This is a genomic window from Halomonas sp. SIMBA_159 (assembly GCF_046536035.1).
Taxonomy (GTDB): domain Bacteria; phylum Pseudomonadota; class Gammaproteobacteria; order Pseudomonadales; family Halomonadaceae; genus Vreelandella; species Vreelandella venusta_A.
On sequence record NZ_JAWJBT010001768.1, the window covers coordinates 1 to 231 of the forward strand.

Annotated in this window: 1 protein-coding gene; it reads right to left on the reverse strand. The window is 47.2% G+C overall.

Going from position 1 to position 231, the window contains the following annotated elements:
- Positions 1 to 231, reverse strand: a 231-nt coding sequence (locus R0J87_RS25275) for a 3-hydroxyacyl-CoA dehydrogenase NAD-binding domain-containing protein (protein ID WP_498889769.1), incomplete at both ends; no start/stop codon positions are given.

A 231-nucleotide genomic window follows, 5' to 3' on the forward strand; every position in this document is an offset into this window, starting at 1 on the left:
GCTGAGATCCTCAAAGACCGCCTCAATCACCACATCGGCTTTATCAAACCCCTGATAATCGACACCGCCGTTGATCATCAGCATCTGTTTTTGTAACTCGGCTTTACTGATAATTCTGCGCTTACGCTTTTTATCGAGCAGCTTAAAGTTATACGCCATCGCGTTCAAAATGCCGTCGTTGGCGATGTCTTTCACTTTGACCGGCAAACCGGCTTTTGATGCGGTCACATG